This window comes from Kutzneria sp. CA-103260, assembly GCF_018263855.1.
Lineage (GTDB): Bacteria > Actinomycetota > Actinomycetes > Mycobacteriales > Pseudonocardiaceae > Kutzneria.
Map to the genome: position 1 here is coordinate 9,496,842 of NZ_CP073318.1, position 21,841 is coordinate 9,518,682.

Annotated in this window: 20 protein-coding genes; 11 read left to right on the forward strand and 9 right to left on the reverse strand. The window is 71.3% G+C overall.

The window, feature by feature from the left end:
• The first annotated feature begins 244 nt into the window (after nt 1–244).
• Together JJ691_RS42390 and JJ691_RS42395 are read left to right on the forward strand one after the other, a co-directional pair.
• On the forward strand, nt 245–817 hold the full coding sequence (locus JJ691_RS42390; protein WP_184864544.1) for a sigma-70 family RNA polymerase sigma factor: 573 nt from the start codon (nt 245–247) through the stop codon (nt 815–817).
• Nucleotides 818–1,822, forward strand: coding sequence for an anti-sigma-D factor RsdA (locus JJ691_RS42395; protein ID WP_211765064.1), 1,005 nt, complete (start codon nt 818–820; stop codon nt 1,820–1,822). It begins immediately after the preceding gene.
• A 99-nt stretch (nt 1,823–1,921) separates the two neighbouring features.
• Here JJ691_RS42395 and JJ691_RS42400 read toward each other — a convergent pair whose 3' ends face one another.
• Entirely contained in the window at nt 1,922–2,311 is a 390-nt protein-coding gene (locus tag JJ691_RS42400) for a DUF5319 domain-containing protein (RefSeq protein ID WP_211765065.1), read from the reverse strand.
• Nucleotides 2,312–2,427: 116 nt separating this feature from the next.
• Between JJ691_RS42400 and guaB the strand changes: the two genes are divergently transcribed.
• The 5 genes from guaB (at nt 2,428) to JJ691_RS42425 (ending at nt 9,063) form a co-directional block, all read left to right on the forward strand.
• Entirely contained in the window at nt 2,428–3,936 is a 1,509-nt protein-coding gene (gene guaB / locus JJ691_RS42405) for an IMP dehydrogenase (RefSeq protein WP_211765066.1), read from the forward strand.
• Between the two features lie 175 nt (nt 3,937–4,111).
• The gene (locus tag JJ691_RS42410) at nt 4,112–5,242 is read left to right on the forward strand and encodes a GuaB3 family IMP dehydrogenase-related protein (protein WP_211765067.1); all 1,131 of its coding nucleotides are present in this window, start codon (nt 4,112–4,114) and stop codon (nt 5,240–5,242) included.
• The gene (locus JJ691_RS42415; protein ID WP_211765068.1) at nt 5,239–5,757 is read left to right on the forward strand and encodes a GNAT family N-acetyltransferase; all 519 of its coding nucleotides are present in this window, start codon (nt 5,239–5,241) and stop codon (nt 5,755–5,757) included. Before JJ691_RS42410 ends, JJ691_RS42415 begins: the two co-directional genes overlap by 4 nt.
• Before the next feature lie 9 nt (nt 5,758–5,766).
• Complete coding sequence (locus JJ691_RS42420; RefSeq protein WP_211765069.1) at nt 5,767–7,461, forward strand: GMC family oxidoreductase; 1,695 nt, start codon at nt 5,767–5,769, stop codon at nt 7,459–7,461.
• 78 nt (nt 7,462–7,539) lie between these two features.
• A complete protein-coding gene (locus tag JJ691_RS42425; RefSeq protein ID WP_211765070.1) occupies nt 7,540–9,063 on the forward strand; it encodes an FAD-binding oxidoreductase in 1,524 nt (507 codons plus the stop codon).
• A 62-nt stretch (nt 9,064–9,125) separates the two neighbouring features.
• On the opposite strand, the gene JJ691_RS42430 is transcribed toward JJ691_RS42425, so the two are convergent.
• Both JJ691_RS42430 and JJ691_RS42435 read right to left on the reverse strand, forming a co-directional pair.
• On the reverse strand, nt 9,126–10,583 hold the full coding sequence (locus JJ691_RS42430) for an aldehyde dehydrogenase family protein (RefSeq protein ID WP_211765071.1): 1,458 nt from the start codon (nt 10,581–10,583) through the stop codon (nt 9,126–9,128).
• Between the two features lie 62 nt (nt 10,584–10,645).
• Nucleotides 10,646–11,350 (reverse strand): phosphotransferase, encoded by a 705-nt coding sequence (locus JJ691_RS42435; protein ID WP_211765072.1) that lies wholly within the window; start codon nt 11,348–11,350, stop codon nt 10,646–10,648.
• Between the two features lie 68 nt (nt 11,351–11,418).
• Here JJ691_RS42435 and guaA point away from each other — a divergent pair, with 68 nt between their 5' ends.
• On the forward strand, nt 11,419–12,963 hold the full coding sequence (guaA, locus tag JJ691_RS42440; protein ID WP_211772065.1) for a glutamine-hydrolyzing GMP synthase: 1,545 nt from the start codon (nt 11,419–11,421) through the stop codon (nt 12,961–12,963).
• Between the two features lie 49 nt (nt 12,964–13,012).
• Here the strand turns inward: guaA and JJ691_RS42445 are convergent, their stop codons facing one another.
• Nucleotides 13,013–13,216: a hypothetical protein gene (locus JJ691_RS42445; protein ID WP_211765073.1), complete on the reverse strand. Its 204-nt coding sequence runs from the start codon at nt 13,214–13,216 to the stop codon at nt 13,013–13,015.
• Nucleotides 13,209–14,438: a PspC domain-containing protein gene (locus JJ691_RS42450; protein WP_211765074.1), complete on the reverse strand. Its 1,230-nt coding sequence runs from the start codon at nt 14,436–14,438 to the stop codon at nt 13,209–13,211. Before JJ691_RS42450 ends, JJ691_RS42445 begins: the two co-directional genes overlap by 8 nt.
• A gap of 111 nt (nt 14,439–14,549) precedes the next feature.
• On the opposite strand from JJ691_RS42450, the gene JJ691_RS42455 reads away from it, so the two are divergent.
• Both JJ691_RS42455 and JJ691_RS42460 read left to right on the forward strand, forming a co-directional pair.
• The gene (locus tag JJ691_RS42455) at nt 14,550–15,851 is read left to right on the forward strand and encodes an ATP-binding protein (protein ID WP_249227370.1); all 1,302 of its coding nucleotides are present in this window, start codon (nt 14,550–14,552) and stop codon (nt 15,849–15,851) included.
• Nucleotides 15,848–16,525, forward strand: coding sequence for a response regulator (locus tag JJ691_RS42460; protein WP_211765076.1), 678 nt, complete (start codon nt 15,848–15,850; stop codon nt 16,523–16,525). The genes JJ691_RS42455 and JJ691_RS42460 overlap by 4 nt, the downstream gene beginning before the upstream one ends.
• Here JJ691_RS42460 and JJ691_RS42465 read toward each other — a convergent pair.
• Complete coding sequence (locus JJ691_RS42465; RefSeq protein ID WP_211765077.1) at nt 16,468–16,683, reverse strand: hypothetical protein; 216 nt, start codon at nt 16,681–16,683, stop codon at nt 16,468–16,470. The two genes, JJ691_RS42460 and JJ691_RS42465, sit on opposite strands and share 58 nt — an antisense overlap.
• Nucleotides 16,684–16,740: 57 nt before the next feature.
• Nucleotides 16,741–17,658, reverse strand: coding sequence for a DMT family transporter (locus JJ691_RS42470; protein ID WP_249227371.1), 918 nt, complete (start codon nt 17,656–17,658; stop codon nt 16,741–16,743).
• 81 nt (nt 17,659–17,739) lie between these two features.
• Between JJ691_RS42470 and JJ691_RS42475 the strand changes: the two genes are divergently transcribed.
• Entirely contained in the window at nt 17,740–18,654 is a 915-nt protein-coding gene (locus tag JJ691_RS42475; protein ID WP_211765078.1) for a LysR family transcriptional regulator, read from the forward strand.
• Nucleotides 18,655–18,706: 52 nt separating this feature from the next.
• Here the strand turns inward: JJ691_RS42475 and JJ691_RS42480 are convergent, their stop codons facing one another.
• A complete protein-coding gene (locus tag JJ691_RS42480; protein WP_211765079.1) occupies nt 18,707–20,371 on the reverse strand; it encodes a serine/threonine-protein kinase in 1,665 nt (554 codons plus the stop codon).
• Nucleotides 20,372–20,572: 201 nt separating this feature from the next.
• Nucleotides 20,573–21,676 (reverse strand): hypothetical protein, encoded by a 1,104-nt coding sequence (locus JJ691_RS42485; RefSeq protein ID WP_211765080.1) that lies wholly within the window; start codon nt 21,674–21,676, stop codon nt 20,573–20,575.
• Between the last annotated feature and the right edge of the window lie 165 nt (nt 21,677–21,841).

Consider the following 21,841-nt stretch of genomic DNA (forward strand, 5'->3'; position numbering starts at 1 on the left):
CATCGGTTCCCCGCTACCGCCTTGTCACCGGTGTCGCAACCGCACTGGTCCGGCTCAGCGAATCCTGAGCTGGACTGGCCTGGTCTGCCTCCCGATGCCACACTCGGTGACGAAGGGTTACCCGCCGCGGCGTTACATTGCCGGGGTCGCCCGGTACGGTGAGTCCGACCGGGTTTGAGCGACCAACGTCTCGCGCGCCGACTCCTCGGCGTGCCCAGAAGTAACACCAGGGCTGTTGTCTGCGATGAGCACTACGGGGGACGGACTGGACGCCGCAGTGGGCGCGGCCGTTGATGGCGACCGCCAGGCCATCGAGCGTGTCCTGGCGTCGATCCGCCCTCTGGTGGTGCGGTACTGCCGCGCCCGTGTCGGCAGGCAGGAGAGGTCTTTCGCCTCGGCGGACGACGTCGCCCAGGAGGTGTGTCTCGCGGTGCTCACGGCGCTGCCCGGTTACCGCGATCAGGGCCGGCCGTTTCTCGCCTTCGTGTACGGCATCGCCGCGCACAAGGTCGCTGACGCGCACCGCGCGGCCGCCCGCAACCGCGCCGAGCCCGTTCCCGAGGTGCCGGACGCCCCGGAGACCGACGCCGGGCCGGAACAGCGCGCCATGCACGGCGAGCTGTCCGAGCGCATGGCGCAGCTGCTGCGCATCCTGCCCGCCAAGCAGCGGGAGATCCTGTTGCTCCGCGTGGTCGTCGGGCTGTCGGCCGAGGAGACCGCGGACGCGGTGGGCTCGACCCCGGGCGCGGTCCGCGTGGCGCAGCACCGGGCACTGGCACGACTACGCAAGACGTTGGCAGCGGAGGAGGTGGTCTGAGTGGCCGAGCAGCACGGGCCCGGCGATGAGGATGCCGCCAAGAGAGACTGGCCGTTCAGCGGCCGTCTGGTGGGAGACCTGGGCGTCAGCAGACCGGTGTTGACCGGCGACGACCCGCTGGACGCGGTGAACGGGTTCGACCTCGGCGGTGACATGCCGGTGGACCTGGGGGCGGTCCGGGCCGACGACGCCCTGCTGGACGCCCTCGGCGGGGGCAATCCCGATCTGAACTCCGCGCTCGCCGGCCACGAGCTGAGCGCGCTGCTGCTGTCCTGGCGGCGAGACGTGGACAGCGAGCCCTTCGGCGAGCTCGTCGACACCGAGACGGCGGCCCAGACCGTGCTGGACGCCCGGCGCGCCGCCCGCCGCCGACCCCGACTTCTGGTCCCGCTGGCCACCGCGGCCGCCGTGCTGGCCATCGCCTTCACCGGCGTGAGCCTCGCCGCCCGCGACGCCAGGCCCGGTGACGCCCTCTGGGGGCTTACCCAGATGCTCTACACCGACCACGCGCACTCCATCGAGGCCGCGGTGGCCGTCGAGTCCGACCTGAACGCCGCCCGCTCGGCCCTGAACCAGGGCCGCATCGGCGACGCCCGCTCGGCCCTGGCCAACGCCCAGAGCTCGCTGCCGCTGGTGTCCACCGAGGACGGCCGCTCGGACCTGTCCAAGACCCACCAGAGCCTGGTCAACGAGCTCAACACCACCACGTCGCAGCCCACGTCGCCGTCGAAGCCGTCCTCGCCGACGCTGACCTCCGACCCGGGCACCACCAGCACGCCGCCGTCGAGCACCACCACGACCGCGCCGACCACCACCACGACCACGTCGTCCACGCCGCCGTCGTCCAGCTCGCCGCCCCCGTCGACCAGCGCGTCCTCGGAGAGCGGCGGCAGCCCCAAGAACGGTGTGCCGGACCCGGGCAGCGGCACCCCGCCGGCCGGCGGCTCCAGCAGCAGTGGCTCCAGCGGCAACGCGCCCAGCGGCAACACACCGCCCACGAGCTGACCCAGATGTTGGGAAGGGGGCATTCCTGGCGTTGAGCGCCAGGAATGCCCCCTTCCGGGCATTAAGGGTGGGGCGTCACAGTGTGAGCTTGATCGCAGTTCAGCGGGCGCTTTCGCGCTCGTTGACGCCGTCCGCGTAGCCCCGGCAGTACTCCCAGCTCACGTAGTCGGCCGGGTCCGGGTCGAAGGCCGGCTCGTGCGGCCGCATGTGGCCGTCGTGCAGCAGCTGCTCCAGGCTGGCCCGCAGCAGGGCCCAGTCGTGGTAGTGCGGCTCGTCGCAGTCGCCGCAGTCCACCACCACGCCGCGTACCCCGCGCGGCTCCAGCAGCGCCTGGTAGACGGCGAGATCGCTGAGGTCGTTGATCAGCTCGGCCCGCTCCTCCTCGCCGATCGGGCCGTGCTCGTGGTCGTCGTCGGCATCGCGCAGCGCCCGAGCGGGGTCGTCGGGGTCGCCCGCGAAGGGGTCTGGAGGCAACGCGTCGTGCGGCACGACCCCGCACGGTACCGCGCCAGTCCAGAGATGGCTCCGGATACCATGGACTCAGGCGCTCCGCCTGCGAAAATCCACCCTTTGTAGTCAGTGCAGGAAGGCCAGAGGCCCGAATCATGACCGAGCTCACCGCTCACGCCACGCCGTCGAAGTTCGCCATGGTCGGACTGACCTTCGACGATGTGTTGTTGCTGCCCGCCGAGTCCGACGTCATCCCGAGCCAGGTCGACACCTCGACCAAGCTTTCCCGCAACGTGACGCTGCGCATCCCGCTGGTCTCCGCCGCGATGGACACCGTGACCGAGGCCCGGATGGCCATCGCCATGGCCCGCCAGGGCGGCATCGGCGTGCTGCACCGCAACCTGTCCATCGAGGAGCAGACCGCGCAGGCCGAGGTGGTCAAGCGGTCCGAGGCCGGCATGGTGACCGACCCGGTGACCTGCTCGCCGGACGCCACCCTGGCCGAGGTGGACGCGTTGTGCGGGAAGTTCCGCATCTCCGGCGTGCCAGTGACCGAGCCGGACGGCAAGCTGATCGGCATCATCACCAACCGGGACATGCGCTTCGAGGTCGACCACAGCCGCCCGGTGCGCGAGGTGATGACCCAGGGCCCGCTGGTCACCGCCCAGGTGGGCGTGTCGGCCGAGGCCGCGCTGGGGCTACTGCGCCGGCACAAGATCGAGAAGCTGCCGATCGTGGACGGCGACGGCAAGCTGCGTGGCCTGATCACCGTGAAGGACTTCGTCAAGACCGAGCAGTACCCGATGGCCACCAAGGACCCGGACGGCCGGCTGATCTGCGGCGCCGCGGTCGGCGTCGGCGAGGACGCCTACGCCCGGGCGATGAGCCTGGCCGAGGCCGGTGTGGACGTGCTGATGGTGGACACCGCGCACGGCCACTCCCGCAGCGTGCTGGAGATGGTGGCCCGGCTGAAGAAGGACCTGGGCGACAGCGTCGACATCGTCGGCGGCAACGTGGCCACCCGGGTCGGCGCGCAGGCCATGGTGGACGCGGGCGCGGACGGCGTGAAGGTCGGCGTCGGCCCCGGCTCGATCTGCACCACCCGGGTGGTCGCCGGCGTCGGCGTGCCGCAGATCAGCGCCATCTACGAGGCCGACCAGGCCTGCCGCCCGGCCGGCGTGCCGGTCATCGGCGACGGCGGCATCCAGTACTCCGGCGACATCGCCAAGGCCATCGCCGCCGGCGCCAGCGCGGTGATGATGGGCGGCCTGCTCGGCGGCACCGCCGAGGCCCCCGGCGACCTGATCCTGGTCAACGGCAAGCAGTTCAAGATCTACCGCGGGATGGGCTCGCTGGGCGCGATGCAGTCCCGGGGTCAGGCCAAGTCCTACTCCAAGGACCGCTACTTCCAGGACGACGTGCTCAACGAGGACAAGCTGGTGCCGGAGGGCATCGAGGGCCGGGTGCCGTTCCGCGGCCCGCTGTCCCAGGTCACCCACCAGCTGATCGGCGGCCTGCGGGCCGGCATGGGCTACACCGGCTCCAGCACCATCGCCGAGCTCCAGGACAAGCAGTTGGTGCGCATCACCGCGGCCGGCCTGAAGGAGTCCCACCCGCACGACATCACCATGACCGTGGAGGCACCCAACTACACCACTCGCTGAGTTGGTCTAGTCTCGTCAGGTTTGCGTGCGAGGTCGCGCCGGTGCCTGGACCGCGGCCTTGTGTCGATCGAGTCTGTCCATCGATCGACACAAGGCAAGGGAAGGCACCGGCTTAGAGCGACCTCGACCCGCCCGGAACGGGCGGCATGGGCACTGTGTGGAAAAGGGGATGGCCGTGCGGGATCTGGTCGAAATCGGGATGGGTCGCTCCGCGCGGCGGGCATACGAGCTGGATGACATCGAGATCATCCCGTCGCGGCGGACGCGGTCGTCCAAGGACGTGTCGACGTCCTGGCAGATCGACGCCTACCGCTTCGACATCCCGCTGATCACGCACCCGACGGACGCGGTGGTCTCGCCGCGCACCGCGGTGGCGGTCGGCGAGCTGGGCGGGCTGGGCGTGCTCAACGCCGAGGGCCTGTGGGCCCGGCACAGCGACGTCGAGGACGCCATGTTCCGGCTCACCCGGGCCGCCGAGGAGGACGACCCGCTGGCCGTCACCCGGCTGCTGCAGGAGCTGCACTCCGCGCCGATCCAGGCCGACCTGCTGGCCGAGGCGATCAAGCAGGTGCGGGACTCGGGCGTCACGGTGGCGGTGCGGGTCAGCCCGCAGCGGGCCGCCGAGCTGACCCCGGACCTGCTGGCCGCGGGCGTCGAGGTCCTGGTGCTGCAGGGCACGATCGTGTCGGCCGAGCACGTGGCCCGCGACGGCGAGCCGATCAACCTCAAGCAGTTCATCGCCGACCTGGACGTGCCGGTGATCGCCGGCGGCGTCGGCGACTACCGGACGGCCATGCACCTGATGCGCACCGGCGCGGCCGGCGTGATCGTCGGCTACGGGCACTCCAGCGGCGTCACCACCACCGACCAGGTGCTGGGCATCGGCGTGCCGATGGCCACCGCCATCGCCGACGCGGCGGCGGCCCGCCGGGACTACCTGGACGAGACCGGCGGCCGCTACGTGCACGTGATCGCCGACGGCGGCGTGCACTCCAGCGGGGACATCGCCAAGTCCATCGCCTGCGGCGCCGACGCGGTGATGCTGGGCGAGCCGCTGTCGGCCGCCACCGAGGCGCCCGGCCAGGGCCTGTACTGGACCTCGGCCGCCGCGCACCCGTCGGTGCCGCGCTCGCGGGTGACTGTCGGCGCCGAGGCCGAGGTGGACCTGCGCACGCTGCTGTTCGGGCCGTCCTCGGACCCGGACGGCGCGGTCAACCTGTTCGGCGCGCTGAAGCGGGCCATGGCCAAGACCGGCTACTCCGACCTCAAGGAGTTCCAGAAGGTCGGCCTCACGGTGCGCGGGTGACCGTCGTCGAGCGGGACGGGGTCGGGCTGGTCGAGCCGACCCAGGAGGACATCGACCATGTGAAGGCCGCCGAGGGCCGGGGCGATTTCGAGCCCGACCCCGGCGACCCGATCGGCGACCTGATCAAGGTGCCGATCCACCGGCTGCTGGTGGTGGACACCGCCACCGGCGAGCGGTTGGGCCTGGTCAGCTGGCATCCGGAGATGTACGGGCCGACCATCGGCTGCCTGGCCTGGAACATCGGCATCGGGCTGCTGCCGTCCGCGCGCGGGCGGGGCGTCGGCTCGCTGGCGCAGCGGCTGCTGGTCGAGCACCTGTTCGCCACGACCTCGTACGACCGGATCGAGGCCGACACCGACGTCGAGAACATCGCCGAGCAGAAGGCGCTGGCCAAGGCCGGCCTGCGCCGCGAGGGTGTGATCCGCGGTGCCCACACCCGGGGCGGCGTGCGCCGGGACATGGTCCTGTTCGGCATCCTGCGCACTGATCTGGTGGAACCGGGCGGTTCCGCTTAGTCTCGGTACATGGGCCTACTGACGAGTAGCAACGGTGCTTCCGTCGATTACGACGTCGTGGTGGTTGGTTCCGGCTTCGGCGGCAGCGTCGCCGCGCTGCGGCTGACCGAGAAGGGCTACCGGGTCGCCGTGCTGGAGGCGGGGCGCCGGTTCAGCGACGACGAGTTCGCCAAGACCTCGTGGGACCTGCGGCGATTCCTGTGGGCCCCGGGGCTCGGCTGCTACGGCATCCAGCGCATCCACACCCTGCGCAACGTCATGGTGCTGGCCGGCGCCGGCGTCGGCGGCGGGTCGCTGGTGTACGCCAACACCCTGTACCGGCCGCTCAAGCCGTTCTTCGCCGACCCGCAGTGGGCCCACATCACCGACTGGGAGGCCGAGCTCTCCCCGTTCTACGACCAGGCCAGCCGCATGCTCGGCGTCGTCACCAACCCGACGACCACGCCGTCGGACCGGGTGATGCAGCAGGTCGCCGCGGACATGGGCATCTCCGACTCGTACCACCCGACGCCGGTCGGCGTGTACTTCGGCGAGCCGGGGCGGACCGTCGCCGACCCGTTCTTCGGCGGGGCCGGGCCGTCGCGCACCGGCTGCACCGAGTGCGGCTCGTGCATGACCGGCTGTCGGGTCGGGGCCAAGAACACCCTGGTCAAGAACTACCTGTACCTGGCCGAACAGGCCGGCGCGAAGGTGCTGCCGATGACCACCGTGACCGGGCTGCGCGAGCAGTCCGACGGCACGTGGCGGATCGACACCCGGCGCACCGGGGCCCGTTTCGGCGGCCGGTCCTCCCTCACCGCCGGCCGGGTCGTGCTCGCCGCCGGCACCTGGGGCACCCAGAACCTGCTGCACAAGATGCGGGACACCGGCGCCCTGCCGCGGCTGTCCCGGCGGCTGGGTGAGCTCACCCGGACCAACTCCGAGGCCATCATCGGGGCCGGCCGGCTCAGCTTCGACCCGTCCCAGGACTTCAGCCGGGGCGTGGCCATCACGTCGTCCATCCACCCCGACGCCACCACCCACATCGAGCCCGTCCGGTACGGCAAGGGCAGCAACGCCATGGGTCTGCTGCAGACCATCGCCACCGACGGCTCCCTGTCCACCGCCCGCTGGGTCCAGTTCCTGCGCTACGCCGTGCGGCACCCCCTGATCACCGCTCGGCTGCTGTCCGTGCACCGGTGGAGCGAGCGGACCGTGATCCTGCTGGTGATGCAGAGCCTGGACAACTCCATCACCACCTACACCCGCCGCGGCAAGCTCACCTCCAAGCAGGGGCACGGCGAGCCCAACCCCGCCTTCATCCCCGCCGGGCACCTGGCCAACCAGTTGGCGGCCAAGCACATCGGCGGCTTCGCCGGCGGAACCTGGGGCGAACTGGCCAACATCCCCCTGACCGCGCACTTCATCGGCGGCTGCGCCATCGGTTCCGACGCCGAGCACGGCGTCATCGACCCGTACCACCGGGTCTTCGGCCACCCCGGTCTGTCCGTTGTGGACGGTGCGGCGATCTCGGCCAACCTCGGCGTCAACCCGTCGCTGACCATCACCGCCCAGGCCGAGCGGGCCTTCGCCCTGTGGCCAAACAAGGGCGAGCCGGACCAGCGGCCGGCCGAGGGCTACCGGCGGATGGCCCCGGTCGCCCCCAAGAACCCGACCGTGCCCGCCGACGCCCCGGGCGCGTTGCGGCTGACCCCGGCTCAGTGAGCGGTCGCCCCTGATCGTTGAGAGACTGCTGGCAACGCGGACTGTTCCGACGCGTCCTCCGGTGAGGAGGTAGTCAGGATGGCGATCAGCAGGCGGGCGTTTCTGCAGGCGGCCGGGTTGGGGGCGACGGCGGTCGCGGTGACGGCGTGCGGGCCGACGATGGCCCCGCCTGGGCAGACGATGCCCAGTGCCAGCCCGACGCCGACCACGACGACGCGGCCGCCGGCGGTGCCGGCGGACTGGGAGAAGCTGCGCGGTCAGTTGGCGGGCAAGCTGGTGTTGCCCAGCGACGCGGGGTATGCGACGGCGAAGCTGGCGTACAACCCGCTGTTCGACAGCCGGCAGCCGGCGGCGGTGGCGCAGGTGGCGAACCCGAGCGACGTGCAGGCCTGTGTGGCCCTGGCCTACGCGTCGAGGATCCCGATCGCGGCCCGCAGCGGCGGCCACAGCTACGTCGGATACTCCACACCGGACAGTGGACTGGTGGTGGACCTGGGCGGCATGAAGGACGTGCAGGTGGCGTCCGACGGCACGGCGACGATCGGGGCCGGCGCGCGGCTGATGGAGGTCTACGCGGCGCTGGCCGACGCGGGGCGGTGCCTGCCGGCCGGGTCGTGCCCGACGGTCGGCATCGGCGGCCTGACGCTGGGCGGCGGGGTCGGGGTGCTGACCACGAAGTACGGCCTGACCTGCGACAAGCTGGTGTCGGCGCAGATCGTGACCGGCGACGGCAAGCTGCGCACGGTGTCGGCGTCGCAGGAGCCGGACCTGTTCTGGGCGCTGCGCGGCGGGGGCGGCGGCAACTTCGGCATCGTCACCTCGTTCACCTTCCAGACCGAGCCGGCGCCGCAGCTGACCGTGTTCCAGCTCCAGTTCCCGAGCGGCTCAGTGGGCGACGTGCTCGGCGGCTGGCAGCAGTTCGTGGCCGACGCGCCCGACGAGCTGTGGACGACGATGGGCGTCTCCGGCGGGAATCCGCCGACGTGCCGGATCAACGGCTGCTTCGTCGGCTCCCAATCGGGGCTGAATCCCTTGCTGAACAAGCTGGTCGCCGCCACCGGCACGCAGCCGAGCGACCGCTACACGCTGTCGAAGTCCTATTTGGACGCCATGAGGTACTTCGGCGGCTGCGCCAGCTTCAGCAACGCCCAGTGCACGCCCAGCTGGAACGGAAACGGCGTGCTGAAGCGGGAATCGTTCACCGCGACCTCCCGTGTGCTGGCGAAGCCCTTGTCGGACACCGGAAAGTTCGCCGAGCTGATGGCCGGCCGCAACGGCATGGACGTCCTGCTGGACAGCATCGGCGGCGCCGCCGCCCGTGTGGGCGCGACCGACACCGCCTTCCCGCACCGTGGATCCCTTGCCACCGTCCAGATCTACCAGGGCTCGACCGCCGCCTCGGTCCGCACCGCAGTCGGCGAGGTCCGCGACAACCTCGGCGACCTGATCGGCGCCGGCGCGTACGTGAACTACATCGACGCCGGCGTCAAGGACTGGGGAACGGCCTACTACGGCTCGAACGTGACCAAGCTGCGCAAGGTCGCCCAGCAGTACGACCCGGACGGCGTGCTGTCCTTCGACCAGTCGGTGGCCAAGGCCTGAGGTTTGGGTGTCTCCAAGACCCCACCGGAGGGGGTTTGTGGGTCTTGGAGACACCCAAACTGTCAGAACTTGACGTTGGTCAGGACCAGGACGCGCTCTTCGGTGAAGTCGGCCATGGCCGAGCGAAGGCCCTCACGGCCGACGCCGGAGCCCTTCACGCCGCCGTAGGGCATCTGGTCGGCCCGGTAGGACGGCACGTCGCCGACGATCAGGCCGCCGACCTCCAGCTCGGCGGCGGCCCGGAAGGCCAGTTGGAGGTTGTGGGTGAACAGGCCGGCCTGCAGGCCGTAGGCGGAGTCGTTGACGGCCGCGAGGGCGGCGTCGTCACCGTCCACAACGGACACCGCGAGCACCGGGCCGAAGACCTCCTCGGCCCAGACCTTGCTGTCGTGGGGCACGTTGGCCAGCACGGTGGGCTCGATGGTGGCGCCGGCGCGGTGGCCGCCGGCCAGCAGCTCGGCCCCGTCCTTGACGGCCTCGTCGACCCAGGCGGCGACGCGCTCGGCGGCGGCGGTGTCGACCAGCGGCCCGACCTCGACGTCCGGGTCGTGCGGGTCGCCGGTGATCAGGTCACGGACGCTGGCCACCAGCCGCGGCACGAACTCGTCGGCGACGGCCGAGTCGACGATCACCCGCTGCACCGCGATGCACGACTGCCCGGCCTGGTAGTTGGCGAACAGCGCGATCCGCTTGGCCGCGAAGTCCAGGTCGGCCTCGGAGCTCCAGTCCCCGGCGACCACGGCCGCCGCGTTGCCGCCCAGCTCCAGCACGACGTGCTTGCGCGGCACCGAGTCCATGATCGACCAGCCGACCGGACCGGAGCCGGTGAACGACACCACCGGCAGCCGCGGGTCCTTGACCAGCGCGATGGTCTCCTCGTTGCCCACCGGCAGCACCGAGAACGCGCCCGCGGGCAGGTCGGTCTCGGCCAGGATCTCGCCCAGGATCAGCGCCGACAGCGGTGTGCGCGGCGCCGGCTTGACGATGATCGGCGAGCCCACCGCGATGGCCGGTGCGACCTTGTGGGCGACCAGGTTGAGCGGGAAGTTGAACGGCGCGATGCCCAGCACCGGACCGCGCGAGACCCGCCGCACCAGGGCCAGCCGGCCCTCGGCCGCCGGGTCGGTGTCCAGGCGCTGCATCTCGCCGGTGAACCGGCGGGCCTCCTCGGCCGCGAACCGGAACGTGGAGATTGCTCGGTTCACCTCGCCGTCGGCCCACTTCAGCGGCTTGCCGTTCTCGGCGGTGATGACCTCGGCGATCTCCTCCCGCCGGACCGCCAGCTGCTCGGAGACGTGCATCAGCGCCGAGGCCCGCAGGTGGGCCGGCGAGGACCGGAATGTCCCCGCCACGTCCGCGGCGGCCTGCACGGCCCGCTCCACCTGATCCGGGCCGGGCACGGCGACGGAGGCGACCTCGGTGCCGTCGTACGGGTGGTGCACCAACAGCTCGGTCGCGCCCTGCTCGGGCTGACCGGCGATCCAGCTCGGGCGGGGCTTGGCCTCGATCGCGTCGTCCATGCCCTCACGATAGGACCACCACACCCGGTCATGCCGGTGGCCATTGGGTATAACCGGCCAGGTCAATCGGTACAAAGTGTCCTGTGCAGGTCGGGCAGCCGGGCCGCGTGTTCCCGGTACATCAGGTTGTGCTCCTCGGCACGCTGCGTCACGAACCGAGGATCCCGCTCAACCAGCTCGGCCATCCAGATCAGATAGGACGCCAGGTTGTCCGCGACGCCGCGCCGAGTGGCCGGCGAGGCGCCGTAGGCGTCGCAGAACAGGGCAGCGCCCCGAAGCTGTTGATCAAGCCCGATCTCGGGGTACAGCGGCGCGAACCGGTACACCCCGTAAGCGACGTCGTACCAGCGCGGCCCGGGCCGGGCCCAGTCGAAGTCGATCAGGCCGACCGCGGTGTCGCCGTCGAAGGCCAGGTTGTACTGGGCGAAGTCGCCGTGGCAGAGCACTTCGACCGGTTCGATGGCCGGGCACTGCCAGCCGTCGCCGGGCTCGAAGCCGAGCGTGGCGTCGTGATACCGGCGCAGCAGCCGGGCCGCGCTGACCACCGCTTCCTCGCTGACCGGGAAGTGGTGACCAACTTCACCAGGGACGAAAGAGAGGACTTCGCGGCCCTCCGGGTCGAAGCCGTAGGGGACCGGTGCGCCGGTGAATCCGGCGTCGGAAACGTGGCGCAGCAAGGCATGCACGCGGGACGACCACGGGCCGGCCGGCCGGTGCACGCGGCCGTCGATCAACCACACCGTGTTCAACCCGCCCCGCAGCTCCACCCGGTGCACGCTAGCGAGGCGGCGAACTGGGAAGATAGTGAATATCCCCCCGACCAGGAGGTCCGCTGATCGTGAGCCGACCCGTGCTCGTCGTCGACTTCGGCGCGCAGTACGCCCAGCTGATCGCGCGCCGGGTGCGCGAGGCCCAGGTGTACTCCGAGGTTGTCCCGCACACCGCGACCGTCGACGAACTCGTTGCCAAGAACCCGGCGGCCATCGTGCTGTCGGGCGGCCCGTCCAGCGTCTACGCGGACAACGCCCCGCAGATCGACCCGGCGCTGTTCGACACGGGCATCCCGGTGTTCGGCATCTGCTACGGCTTCCAGGCGATGGCCCAGGCCCTCGGCGGCGTCGTGGCCCACACGGGAGCCCGCGAGTACGGCCGCACCGAGCTGACGGCCGACGGCGGCGTGCTGCACGAGGACCTGCCGGCCCACCACCCGGTGTGGATGAGCCATGGCGACAGCGTCACCAAGGCCCCGGAGGGCTTCACGGTGACGGCGAGCAGCGAGGGCGCGCCGGTCGCGGGCTTCGAGGACGTGGCCAAGCGCTTCGCGGGCGTGCAGTACCACCCCGAGGTGGGCCACTCCCCGCACGGCCAGGAGGTGCTGCGCCGCTTCCTGCACGACATCGCCGGCATCCGTCCGCAGTGGACGACGGCGTCCATCGTGGACGAGCAGGTGGCGCGGATCCGGGAGCAGGTCGGCGAGGGCCGGGCCATCTGCGGCCTGTCCGGCGGCGTGGACTCGGCGGTGGCCGCGGCCCTGGTGCAGCGGGCCATCGGCGACCGGCTGACCTGCGTGTTCGTCGACCACGGTCTGTTGCGCGCGGGCGAGCGCACGCAGGTGGAGCGGGACTTCGTCGCGGCGACCGGGGTCAACCTGGTCACGGTGGACGCCCGCGAGCGGTTCCTGGGCGCGCTGGCCGGCGTCAGCGACCCGGAGCAGAAGCGCAAGATCATCGGTCGCGAGTTCATCCGCGTCTTCGAACAGGCCGCGCAGGATCTGCAGGACAAGGAGCAGTACGACTTCCTGGTCCAGGGCACGCTCTACCCGGACGTGGTGGAGTCGGGCGGCGGCGCCGGCACGGCCAACATCAAGAGCCACCACAACGTCGGCGGCCTGCCCGAGGACCTCCAGTTCACGCTGGTGGAGCCGCTGCGGGCGCTGTTCAAGGACGAGGTGCGGCGGGTCGGCCTGGAGCTGGGCCTGCCGGAGACGATCGTGCACCGGCAGCCGTTCCCCGGCCCGGGCCTGGGCATCCGCATCATCGGCGAGGTGACGGCCGAGCGGCTGGAGATCCTGCGCCAGGCCGACGCCATCGCCCGCGAGGAACTCACCTCGGCCGGCCTGGACCGCGACATCTGGCAGTGCCCGGTGGTGCTGCTGGCCGACGTGCGCAGCGTCGGCGTGCAGGGCGACGGCCGCACCTACGGCCACCCGGTGGTGCTGCGGCCGGTGTCCAGCGAGGACGCGATGACCGCGGACTGGACCCGGCTGCCCTACGACGTGCTGGAGCGGATCTCCACCCGCATCACCAACGAGGTGGCGGAGGTCAACCGGGTCGTGCTCGACGTGACGAGCAAGCCGCCGGGCACCATCGAGTGGGAATGACGCCCTGACAGAAAACAGCCCCCGCCTCGGCAACGGCGGGGGCTGTTCGCTATTTCCGGGCGGATGGTCTGACCGTCCACATGAGAATCAGCAGTCCGATCAGGATGGCCCCGCCGGCGACCAGTCCGGTCACCCCGAACGGCAGGTCGGCCATCTTGCCGTCGGACAGGGCGTAGGCGGTGGCGAACAGGCCGCCGATGCCGAACAGCAGGCTCACCAGCCGGGGTCCGCCCCGGCGTTCCAGATCAGCCACGGGTCACCTCGATGTTGCCGGCGCCGGAGTGCACGTCCAGGACGATGGTGCCGGCCGCGTCGTCCACGTTGTCGGTCACGTGCAGGTCGATGTCGTGCCAGTCGGCGCTGCGGGTCAGGCAGCGCACCGGGCCCACGTTGGAGGTGCAGGTGACGTCCACGTTGGCGTCGGCCGGCACGATCACCCGGGCCACGCCGGCGTCCACGCTGACCGTGGTGTGAGCCGGCTTTTCCTTGTCCAGCTTGAGATCGGTCAGGTCCAGCCGGACGTCGCCGATGGACCGGGTGTAGCTGGGCTGGAGGTTGTCGGTCGGATGGGCCCGCAGGTCGCCGATGCCGGCGCCGCCGCCGTTGGGCGAGTTGGTCAGCGCCACCGCGGCCAGCCCGACCAGCACCGTAGGCACGATCAGGCCACGGCCGCCGCGCAGGAACGCGCCGACCACCAGGCCGCCAGCGAGCACGCCGCCGACGATGCCGAGGATGTGCGGCAGGGTCAGCCACGAGTTGGCGGAGCTGCTGAGCAGCAGCGCGGCGGCGGTGAGCACGGCGACGCCCATGGTGATGCCGCCGACCGGCGAGCGCCGCCGCCGCGGCCGGACCGCGACGGTCTTGTCCTCGTCCGGCTCGGTGACGGCCACCGTCACCGGCTCGTTCGGGTCGTGCAGCTCCCACTGCAGCGGGGCCGCGCCCAGCGGGTCCCACTCGGTTGAGGCGGTGGCACCAGGCGCGTAGCTCGGTGCGGTCATCGATCCCCCTGAGGTCGTGGTCGGCGCGCCCGGCACCCCCATGTCGGCGCGGTGGCGGTGCAGCAGGAACAGCCCGCCGAGCAGCGCGGCGGCGCTGAACACGCCGCCGACGAAGCCGAAGGTGCCGTCGAACATCGTGAAGAACGCGGGAACGCAGACGATGGACAGGAAGATCGTGAAGCCACGGGACATGGAGCTCGCGCCGTGGCCGATCATCGCCTCCCAGGCCGACGCCTTGTCGTTCTCCTCGGCCAGCAGCAGCCAGGCCAGCAGATAGAGCAGAACGCCGGCGCCGCCGAAGACGGTCGCCGCGACCAGTGCCACGCGCACGATCACCGGGTCGATGCCGTAACGCCGCCCGATGCCGGCCGCGACACCGGCCACCATCCGGCCCTGCCGCAGACGCCTCGGGCGGGTGGCCCAGAAGTCCGCGACCATGGACTCGATGTTGATCCCGGAGTGCTTGGTCGTGTTCACGGTGACGAGCATGCGGCCTCGGGTGGTTCGGCGGCATCCGGGAGCCCCCTGAAACAATCCCCGGGCCCTTCCCTGATGGCTGTCGCTGTCCGCGCGTGTGACCATTTCAGGGTGAGTTCGCAGCTGGCCGAGGAACAGACCGTGGCACCGGAGGTGCACGCCGACCGCCGACTGCGCCGCAGCAGGTCGCACAAGATCGTCGCCGGCGTGGCCGGCGGCCTGGCCGACCACCTGGGTGTGCCGGTGGTCTGGGTGCGCGGCACGTTCGCCGTCCTGACCATCGTCGGCTTCGTCGGCCCGCTCTCCTACGTGCTGCTGTGGATGTTCGCCGCGCAGGCGCCGCCGGACGAGCGCACCGACGAGATGACCGCCAAGGAACGCCAGCAGGGCATCGCCATGCTGGCCATCGCCGGCGGCCTGTTCCTGGTGCTGTCCATGCTCAACGGCTCGTTCGCCGGCTGGATCATCGTGCCGGTCGTGGTCGGCATCGGCGGGGCGGCGCTGGTCTGGCGGGAGGCCGACGAGGCGCAGCGGCGCAAGTGGCGGGACGACGCCCGCACCGGTGTGTCCGGCTTTGTCATCGGGGACGGCCGGCAGGCCCGCATCCGGGTGGCCGCCGGCGTGCTGCTGGTGTGCGTCGGCGTCACCCTGTTCCTGTTCGGGCAGATCTCGCCGGCGCTGGTGCCCAGCGTGCTGATCGCCGTGCTGGCCACGCTGGTCGGCGCGGCCGTCATCACGGTGCCGTGGTGGCTGCGCCTGGTCCGCGACCTGGACGACGAGCGCCGAGCCCGCATCCGTGACCAGGAGCGCGAGGAGATCGCCGCGCACCTGCACGACTCCGTGCTGCAAACGCTTGCGCTGATCCAGAAGCAGGCGGAGAGCCCGCGTGAGGTGGTGAAACTGGCCCGCAGCCAGGAGCGCCAGCTGCGGACCTGGCTGTACGGCCCGACCGGCTACGGTCGCGGGCGCGCCGCCGCCGAGGCCGCCGGCGAGCCCGAGACCGTGGTCAGCGGCGGCACCCTGCACGAGGCGATCGCCGTGGCCTGCGGCGAGGTCGAGGACACCTTCGACGTGAAGGTGTCGCAAGTGGTGGTCGGCGACTGCCCGATGGACGTGAAGCTGACCGCGCTGGTGCAGGCCGCCCGCGAGGCGATCGTCAACTCGGCCAAGCACTCCGGGGTCGGCGAGGTCAGCGTGTACGCCGAGATCGAGCCGGACACGGTGACCGTGTTCGTGCGGGACCGCGGCAAGGGCTTCGATCCGGAACAGGTGCCGTCCGACCGGCACGGGCTCGCCGACTCGATCCGGGGCAGAATGGACCGGCACGGCGGCAAGGTCCGCCTCCGCACGTCACCGGGGGAGGGCGCCGAGGTGCAGCTGGAGATGCCCCGCAAGAAGGAGGCCAAGGCGTGACGACTCCGCAGGACGAGCAGCGCAAGCCGGTGCGGGTGTTCCTGGTCGACGACCACGCGCTGTTCCGCGCCGGGGTGCGGGCCGAGTTGGCCGCGCACGGCGAGGACGTCGAGGTGGTCGGCGAGGCCGGATCGGTCGGCGAGGCCGTCGCCGGCATCGCGCACCACCACCCCGACGTCGTGCTGCTGGACGTGCACATGCCCGACGGCGGCGGGGCCGAGGTGCTGCGCCGGGTCCGGCCGGCCAACCCGTCGGTGGTGTTCCTGGCCCTGTCGGTGTCCGACGCCGCCGAGGACGTCATCGCGGTCATCCGCGGCGGGGCCCGCGGCTACGTCACCAAGACCATCTCCAGCCAGGAGCTGGCCCAGTCGGTGCGCCGGGTGGCCGAGGGCGACGCCGTGTTCTCGCCGCGGCTGGCCGGCTTCGTGCTGGACGCCTTCTCCGAGCGACCCGGCGCCGCCCCGATCGCCGACCCCGAGCTGGACCTGCTGACCCCACGCGAGCGCGAGGTGCTGCGCTTGCTGGCCCGTGGCTACGCGTACAAGGAGATCGCCTCCGAGCTGTTCATCTCCGTGAAGACGGTGGAGACGCACGTGTCCAGCGTGCTGCGCAAGACTCAGCTGTCCAACAGGTACGAGCTGTCCCGCTGGGCCACCGACCGCCGTTTGGTGTGACGGCCGTAGGACTCCAGTTCCAGCTCCAGCGTGTCGATCACGTGCGCCACGGTGTGCGTGCCCTCCGGTCCGCCACCGCTGTGCACGCCCTTGCGCGGGTGCCAGAAGACCGCCAGCCCGGCGACGACCGATGACCCGATGACCAGTGCCCACAACATGCCCACGCTCCCCGTTTCCGGTCCCAACCCAGCCAACGGATCCGGGGAGCGCCCGGTTCAAACGGTCTCGGGCTGGAGTTCCTCAACCGATGCAGGAGCCGGCTTGCGGGTCTTGAGCCTGGTCAGGCCCACACCGACCAGCACGACCGCCATGCCGGCGACCTCGCGCAGGGTCAGCGCCTCGTGCAGGAAGAGCACCCCGAGCAGCACCGAGACCACCGGCAGCAGGTAGGCCACCATGGACGCGGCGGTCGGGCCCTCCTTGGCGATCTGCGCGTGCTGGAGCAGGAAGGCGAAGCCGGTGCCGAACACGCCCAGCACAACCACCGCGAGCAGCGCCGGCACGTCGAAGTTGATCGCCTGCAGGCCGTTGAACGGCAGCACCAGCGCGCTCATGGCGGTGGCGGTGAGCATCTGGGCGGCGGCCAGCGCCCCCGGCGCGACGCCCTTGTTGGCCAGGAAGCGGCCGGCGTAGACCACGCCGACGCCGTAGCTGGCCGCGGCGACCAGGCAGACCGCCGCGCCGCCGAGGTTGACGCCGGTGGCCTCCCACGGCGAGAAGATCAGCAGCACGCCGGCGAAGCCGACCACCACGCCGAGAACCGTGTTCAGGCTGAGCCGGCGGACGCCGCCGAACAGCAGCGTGCACGGCACTGCCCACAGCGGCGTGGTCGAGTTGATGACGCCGGTGAGCCCGGAGTCGACGGTCTGCTCCCCGATCGCGAACAGGGTGAACGGCAGGACGTTGGCGAAGAACACGTAGACGACCAGGTGGCCCCACATTCGGCCGCCGCGCGGCAGCGGTGTGCGGCGGGCCAACGCGATGGTGCAGAGCACCAGCGCGCCGAGGGCGACCCGCGCGAACACCATCTGGGACGGCGAGAGCGCGGCCAGGCCGAGCTTGATCCACAGGAAGCTCGAGCCCCAGATCAGGGCGAGCGAAACCAGTCGTAAGAGGCTTCCCGGAGTTGTCACGCGAACAGCTTGCGGCAGGTAAAGTATCAGAACAAGTGAAATAAACTTCAGAACACTTAAGCTTGGCTGTACGATCTGGGCATGCTCGACGTGCGCAGGATGCAGGTGCTGCGGGCCGTGGTGACCAGCGGATCCATCACGGCGGCGGCGACCAATCTGGGCTACACGCCGTCCGCCATCAGCCAGCAGATCTCCGTGCTGGAGAAGGAAGCCGGGCTGCCACTGCTGGCGAAGGTCGGCCGCGGCGTGCAGCCGACCGCTGCCGGCAAGCTGCTCACCGAGCACGCCGGCGTCATCGCCGACAACCTGGCCGAGGCCGAGCGGGCGCTGGTCGACCTGCGCGAGGGCCGCACCGGCACGCTGCGGGTGCGCTACTTCTACACCGCCGGCGCGGCCTTGGTGCCGCACGCGGTCGCCGACTTCCGCAAGCTCCATCCCGACGTGCAGTTGGACCTGGCCAACGTGGAGCCGCTGGATCCCATCCACGAGGCCGAGGCCGGCCGGTCCGATGTGTCCATTGTGGTCGCTGCCGAAGGAAAAACCCCGCCGTTGCGTGGAATCCAGCTCGTGCACCTGCTGGACGACCCGTACTCGGCGGTGCTGCCGGAGGGGCATCCGTTGGCCGACAAGGACATTCTCAACTTGTCCGACCTGGCCGGCGAACCGTGGGTGGACAACGAGTACTACGCGGCGTCGAGTTGGACCTGCCGGCAGATCCTGCTGGACGCCTGCGCGTCGGCCGGCTTCAGCCCGAGCTTTTCCGTGCAGTGCAACGACTATCAGACCGCGCAGGGCTTCGTCGCGGCCGGCCTGGGTATCAGCATGATCCCCCGGCTCGGACTCGGCACGGTGGTGCCCGGCATCGTGATCCGACCGGTCCGCCACCCCGAGCCGGTCCGCCGCATCTACGCCGCCGTGGCCGAGTTCACCGCCGACCAGCCGGCCACCGCGACCCTTCTCCGCTGCCTACGCGCGGCCGCCGAAGGTGTTGCTTAGGGTTCGCGAGGCTACCCGGGGGCCGAGCTGCGACGCCGAAGGCGGCGCCATGTCATGGCAGCGGTTGGCGGGACTGGCTGTCGATCAGCAGGGTGTCGTCCTGCTGCACCAGCGTGAAGACGTCGGCTTCCCTGCTGGTGGAGCCGTCCTTGTTCTTGTACGTCACCACGGCGCTGACCTTGCCCTTGCCGGCCGGGGTCACTTTGGTCGCCTTGACGTCGTCGACGCCGGCCCAGAACTGGCGGTAGGTGTCCGGGCCGCCGGAGCTGGCCTGCATGGTGGGCGTGAGGTGCTGGAAGGCTTCGGCCGAGTTGTCCGGCAGCAGCTGGAAGTAGCCCTGGACGGCGTGCACCAGATCGGCCGGGGTGGGCCCGTCCGGGGTGGTCGTCGTCGTAGTGGTTGTTGTCGTGGTCGTGGTGGTGCTGCTGGTGGTCTTCTGCGGCTGCGTGGGCGCGGTGGTGGCCTGCGGCTGGGTGTTGTCCACGGTCTGCGTGGGCGGCGCGGCGGTGTTCTGCCCGGCGTCGGCCCGACTGCTGTTGTTGGACAGGGCACTGGCCACCAGGATGCCGACGACCGCGGCGGCGACGACAGCCAGCGCGGCCAGCACGACCGGGCGCTTGCTCGACTTGCGGGCCGCGGGCGGGATGGACTGCTCGCCTGGTCTGAGCCCCGGCGGCCGGGTGTTCGGGCCGGAGCCCATCATCCCGGTGCCCATCGGGCCGGCGCCGACCCTGGTCGGCTGCGGCTGCCGGTCGAAGGGCCGCGCGTCCAGGCGGGTCGGCCCGGGGCCGACCGGCGGGGGCGGCGCGATCTGGCGGGTGGTGCCCGGGGCCGGCGGCGGGTTGACCCGCCAGGTCGGCGCGGACGGCGAGGCCAGCAGGGCCTGCGGCACGGGGCGACCGGCGGCGACCGCGGACAGGCCCTCGTGGGCCTGCCGCATGGTCGGGCGCTCCTTGGGGTCGGCGGCCAGCAGGCGCATCAGCAGCGCGTGCAGCGGGCCGGCCTGCCGCGGCGGGTTGACCACGCCGGCGGCCACCAGGTGCAGCAGGGCCAGGGTGTTCTCGTTCAGGCCGAACGGCGGCTCGCCCTCGACCGCGGCGTACACGGTGGAGCCGAGCGAGAAGACGTCCGAGGGCGGCCCGGGGTCGTAGCCCTTGGCCACCTCGGGTGCGAGATAGGCGGGGGTGCCGGCGAGCATGCCGGTGGCGGTCACGGTGACGTCGCCGGTGGCCCGGGAGATGCCGAAGTCGGTGATCTTCACCGTGCCGTCGTTGCCGATCAGGATGTTGCCGGGCTTGATGTCCCGGTGCACGATGCCGGCGGCGTGCGCGGCGTCCAGCGCCATCGCGGCCTGGGCCAGCACCCGGGCGGTCTCCTGCGGCGGCATGGTGCCCCGCTCGGCCAGGATCGCCGACAGGCTCCGGGACGGCAGGTACTCCATGATCAGCCAGGGATTGCCGTCTTCTTCGGCCACGTCGTAGACGGCGATCGCGTGCGGGTGCTGCAACCGGGCGGCGATCCGGCCCTCGCGCATCGCGCGCTGCTTGGCCTCGTGCGACTCGGCCGCGCTCATGCTGCTGTTGAGCAGCAGCTGCTTGACCGCGACCGTGCGGTGCAGCCGCTCGTCACGTGCGGTCCACACCACGCCCATCGCGCCGCTGCCGATCCGGTTGGTCAACCGGTACCGGCCAGCGACCAGACGACCGTCGTCAGTCACGGGTGCAGTCTCTCCTCGGTGCGCTGGTCGGCGGCTGGCGTGCGCGGCCCGCCGTCCATCCGGCAGGACAGGTACCCAGGTTAGGGGGTCACCCTGTCAGTCCCCGGTCAATCCGACCGTGCGTTGTGACACGCCACTCAACTCGCCAGCCAGTATTCCACGCCTTGCTGAGCGTCACCCGTTTGGAGGACTTACCGCAGGTCAGAGGCCAAGCGCCCCGGTGATCGGGTTGAGCAGGCCGCCGAGCAGACCGGTGTCCTTGGTGGTGGACGCCGGCGGCGTGCTGTTGCCCGAGTTGCTGGTGCCGGCGTTGTTCGCGCTCGTCGGCGGCGTGGTGTTGTTGCCGCCGTTGTTCGGCGTCGACGACGGACTCGTGGAGCTCGGCGGGGGCGACGACGGCGAAGTGGTCGACGGGGGCGGCGTGGTGGTGGTCGTCGTCGCGGCCGCGCCGCCGTTGTTCTGCGCCTGCTGGCTGGCCGTCACGTACGGGGCCACCCGCGGCGGGGACGCGTGCTTGTCGGTCGCCGTCGAGCCGCCGGCGGTGCTGTTGTCCGGCGTGACCTGCTCGGTGCCGCGGGGCGTCAGCGGCGCGTCGAGGGCCTGGCCGCGCGGGCCGCCACCGTCGACGACGGTCAGCGGCACGCCGTTGCCGTTGGCCGTGTTCTGGTGGTCGTCGGCGTTCTGGACGTGCACGATGCTGGCCGCCACCGCGCCGCACAGGGCCGCGACGCCCGCGGCCGCGGCCGCGATCTTCGGGACCTGCTTGCGGCGCTGCTCGCGGGGCAGCCGGCCCTCGCGGCGCAGCAGCTCGCGGATGTAGATCTCACGGCTGGGCGTGTCGTCACAGGACGGCGTCTGCATGGTCTCGGCCTCGACCAGCTGGGTGCGCTCCGGCTCCTCAGCCCGCGCGGCGGCCTTGGCCGCGGCCCGCTCGGCGTCCATGGCCTCGACGTCGAGCGGCGCGAGCAGGGTCTGCTCGCCCTCGACCTCGTGCAGCGCCGGCATCGGGAACTGGTCGGTGTCCGCGCTCACCCCGACGAAGGGGCGCACCGCGTCGGCCGGCTCCTCCTGCGCGTACTCGTAGCCGTAGCCCTCGGAATAACCGGTGGCGGCGTACGGTTCGGCCGAGTAGTAGTCGTCCTGGACGACCGGGATGACGTCCGTCGTCTCGCACGCGGTGGGGGCCGGGGCCGTCCACTCCGGGTGGGAGGGCGCCTGCTCGCCGCGATGGCGAGCGAGCAGCTCGGACACGGGGATCTGCCGGGTGGCCGTGGTCGTGCCCACCCTCGTCGAGTCCTCGTACACCGTCGCGTCACCTCTCCGTCGGATCACTGACCGTGGTTTTGATACCGGATCAGAAGAGGGGCGTCACCAGTTTGGGGTAGAAGGTGTGTGGAATTGAGCTACTTAGTGCAGCCTTGATCGGCCAAACGGCCCAGCGGTGTGCCGCTAGTTGTCGTTTCGATGCCC